Source organism: Erwinia sp. (genome assembly GCF_031978025.1).
Lineage (GTDB): Bacteria > Pseudomonadota > Gammaproteobacteria > Enterobacterales > Enterobacteriaceae > Erwinia.
In genome coordinates this window covers 1-2837 of sequence record NZ_DALZCD010000393.1, presented here as the reverse complement: position 1 = coordinate 2837, position 2837 = coordinate 1, and the positions used below count along the sequence as shown (strand labels likewise).

The following is a 2837-nucleotide window of genomic DNA, read 5'->3' as shown; positions in this document are numbered from 1 at the left end:
GATTACAGAGACAGGATGTCTCTTTTTTACTTTATTACAGGCTGAGGGGTAACAGGATACGCACCAGGAAGTGACTCTGTCTTGATTTGGCTACAGAGTGCATGCCGCGAGAGGTAATAGCCGTATCTTCTTATGGAAAAGAGAAAAGAGGACAGGCGTAGCGTTTCGCTAACCAAAGAGAATAAAAGAACACCTCCTTTCGTAACATTGTGGCACTATTATGTCGACAATCGCTTACGGTCAACCACTGCCCACCTGCATGGCAACATTTAAGAACAGAATAGCAAACGCAGCAACGGCTTTAAACATAGCTGCCTAAATAATAACCCAGCTAAATAATTTCCCTCTGCAACCTCAAGTAACCCATATTCTTTTAGCAACTTTCCGATAATGTTCAATACTGTCGTTAGTTAAATGCAGTAGCTCATCGTACCTGCCAGTAATGGCATACCAACCTTTTCTTTCAGGTATTACACAGCGTGTAATGCTTACTCAACCGTCGCGCTTTCTGACAAGGAGTATGCAGACTTTTTTCATCAGCGCCGCCTTCGACAAGTGCCACATTAATAATGACACGCCGACCGAATGGCCTGGCCCTCCAAATGTTAAACAATATTTTAAAACCGCTAACAGGATTGGCTTCTGCAGCAACAGCCAGGCGAGCCGGTACTCTTCCGACTGATAGCAGAAGACGGGCATCAACACGCTTTCGGCACGCCTTGCCACCGTCACGTCCTACGCCGGTGCTGAGTTATACAGGCTACGCCATCGCCTGGCTCATCAGCCCAAACGTCTGCATATCCTGCGGCTGCCAGGCGCTACCTTTATGCATTATGACGGGCTCATCCACCTGCACCATGCCCAGCGTAGCCAGCCAGTTGCCCAGCCCGCAGGTGCTGTCGGTATCGATACGTACAAAAGCCCCCTCTCTGGCCACGAGCAATTCGCTCACCAATATTTTCGCCTGGGATACATCGCTGCAGATAATGGGGCCGATGGTAAAACCGTGCCCAAAACGACGCAGACAGGCGAACCCCGCAGGCTGTCCCTGCTCTTCCAGCACCAGAAAGCGTTCCGCGCGGTCAAAAAGCGCGGCGAGCAGCGCCGGACGGTACAGTCCGTGCGCCCTGCTTTCCAACTCGCATAGCTGTGTTAACTCTTCGCGGCGGGCGGGCCGTAATGTCTGCGCTGTCCGTGGCGAAACACGTTCGCCTGCTGCCAGATGGCGACACTGATACTGCGCGATTGTTCCCGTGGCCACGAAACCCAGCTTTTCATACAGTCCCCGGCCCATTTCGGTGGCGTGCAGGCGCAGCTGACGGCCTTCCAGTGCAGCCATCGCCGCCTGCATAAGCTGTTTACCAATGCCTTTCCCCTGCGCGCGCTCGGCAACGATCACCAGGCCGATGGTAGCGTAATCCCCCCAACACCAGTAAAGCGTGGTGCCGACGGGCTTATCATTTTCCAGCGCCACTACGCCCTGGCCCAACGCCAGCGCCTGCTGCCAGTCTTCACGACGGTGCGGCCATTGCAGCCGCTGCGTCAGGCCGTAAGCGGCATCAAGATGCTGTTCGTTCATGGTGATTATTTTCATGCTGCTCTCCTTATTTATCCTGTCCGGCTTATCGTCTGGTCTGGCCTGACCGAACGGCGTGGCGCGAGCCGTGTGGAGCAGGTGACTCAGCCTGCTGCCAGCCCTCCTGCCCATACCTGCTATAGTTTTCTTTTTAACCAAAAAAAGTGAGGGGCCATGGACAAGCTTAGCTGGAACAGGGTGGATGACTTTTTTGTTGATACGCTTGTTGAGCAGGATGAGGCTTTGTTGGCTGCCCTGGCCGCCAACCGCGAAGCGAACCTGCCCGCTATTGATGTTTCGCCCAATCAGGGCAAGCTGCTGCATATCTATGCCCGCATGATGGGCGCCAGCCGTATTCTGGAAATCGGTACGCTTGGCGGCTACAGCACGATTTGGCTGGCCAGAGCGCTGCCCGAAGAAGGCAAGGTTATCACGCTGGAGTTTGAGCCGCACCATGCTGAAATTGCAGCGAAAAATATCCGCCATGCCGGGCTGGAAAATCGCGTCACCCTCCTGGTTGGCCCGGCGTTGGACAGTTTGCCGAAGCTGGCGTCCTCCGCCCCTTTCGATCTGATATTTATTGATGCAGATAAGCGAAACAATCCCGCTTATCTGGAGTGGGCCTTAAAGTACTCCCGCAAAGGCACCGTGATTATTGGCGATAATGTGGTGCGAGAGGGTCGGGTTGCTGATCAGGGTATTGAGGATGAGCATGTGAAAGGCATCAGGCAGTTTCTGGAAATGCAGGGCCAAGAGAAAAGATTGACCGTCACCGCCGTGCAGACCGTCGGCAGTAAAGGCTGGGATGGCTTTTCGATTGCCATTGTTAATTAGCGAAGCGTGAGCAATCTCTCTTTTATCTGCAGCCGCAACGGAGGGTGCCGCTCCGACTGCATTTTACTAAATCTGAAAATCCAGTACCGGTTCCGCCGCCTCGTGAGTGGCAAGCGCTTTCCGTTTTATCTCTTCCAGAGACAGGTTGGCGTTACATAGCTCCAGAAATTGCCAGACGTAATTACGCTGCAGCTGCCCGCGCTTCAGGCCAAGCCAGACGGTATTGGATTCAAACAGGTGTCTGGCTTCCAGCCGGGTTAGCGAAGCCTGCGCATCCAGCTGGCAGGCCTGATCCGCCAGGATGCCAACCCCTAACCCAAGCTCGACATAGGTTTTCACCACGTCGGAATCCTGCGCGCTGAGCACAATATCGGGCGTTAACCCGGCAGCATGAAAAGCCCGGTCAACGCGGGAACGGCCGGTAATG

3 protein-coding genes are annotated in these 2837 nt (G+C 54.2%); 1 reads left to right on the top strand and 2 read right to left on the bottom strand.

The window, feature by feature from the left end:
• Positions 1 to 760: 760 nt before the first annotated feature.
• Positions 761 to 1594 carry a GNAT family N-acetyltransferase gene (locus RTK32_RS20775; protein ID WP_312047260.1) on the bottom strand — a complete coding sequence of 278 codons (834 nt, stop codon included), beginning with the start codon at positions 1592 to 1594 and terminating at the stop codon, positions 761 to 763.
• A gap of 156 nt (positions 1595 to 1750) precedes the next feature.
• On the opposite strand from RTK32_RS20775, the gene RTK32_RS20770 reads away from it, so the two are divergent.
• Entirely contained in the window at positions 1751 to 2410 is a 660-nt protein-coding gene (locus RTK32_RS20770) for an O-methyltransferase (RefSeq protein ID WP_312047258.1), read from the top strand.
• Between the two features lie 66 nt (positions 2411 to 2476).
• Here RTK32_RS20770 and RTK32_RS20765 read toward each other — a convergent pair.
• Positions 2477 to 2837 (bottom strand): LysR substrate-binding domain-containing protein (locus RTK32_RS20765; protein ID WP_312047257.1); only part of this gene is annotated, 361 nt, incomplete at its 5' end.

Coding starts and splice junctions, on each gene's coding strand:
- RTK32_RS20775 (WP_312047260.1), bottom strand. CDS start 1,594: ATGAAAATAATCACCATGAACGAACAGCATCTTGATGCCGCTTACGGC.
- RTK32_RS20770 (WP_312047258.1), top strand. CDS start 1,751: ATGGACAAGCTTAGCTGGAACAGGGTGGATGACTTTTTTGTTGATACG.